The organism is Flavobacterium sp. BFFFF1, assembly GCF_002256285.1.
Taxonomy (GTDB): Bacteria; Bacteroidota; Bacteroidia; order Flavobacteriales; family Flavobacteriaceae; genus Flavobacterium.
This window is the reverse complement of record NZ_NKJE01000068.1, coordinates 1-523: the sequence shown is the minus strand read 5'-3', so window position 1 is coordinate 523 and position 523 is coordinate 1. Positions and strand designations below refer to the sequence as shown.

Here is a 523-nt window from a genome sequence, read left to right as displayed (position 1 = left end):
TGGAGTGTGACAGTTTTAAAATCAAACCCGCCAAGACAAGTACGACTCAAACAAATTGAATCCCTATTAAATGCTTTTCTTACAATTGACTCAAAGACAAGTTTATTTGATAATGTACAATCATTTCTATCCGGTAACTTTATTAGACAAAGAGAAACGTCTGACTACGCACAGACAATCAAATTTATTAAGGACTTTGTAAGGTCAAGTAATAGCCATTTTGACGAAACAAAAGAAATTCGCATAGAAGAATTAATTTTTATATTTCCTAAGTTGGTTGACTACAAAGGACAGTTGCGAAGCATTTTAACTTTTAATTCTGGGTGGTTAGAGGCAAGTTCAATTGCTTCTCAATTTTCAATTCATTTGACAAATTCCATATCTAAAAATCTTATTGATAAATACGACAACCTTGACAAGTCTTTAGAGTTATTTATTAATCCCAAAGGACTGACTTTTACAGAAGATGAACTAATAAGCAGATTTAATTACCCAACAGAAAACTTAAATGACATTGACTTCG

General features: G+C 31.5%; 1 protein-coding gene. It reads left to right on the top strand.

The window, feature by feature from the left end:
• On the top strand, positions 1-523 hold a 523-nt coding region (locus tag CFE23_RS16575), incomplete at both ends, for a hypothetical protein (protein ID WP_291090574.1).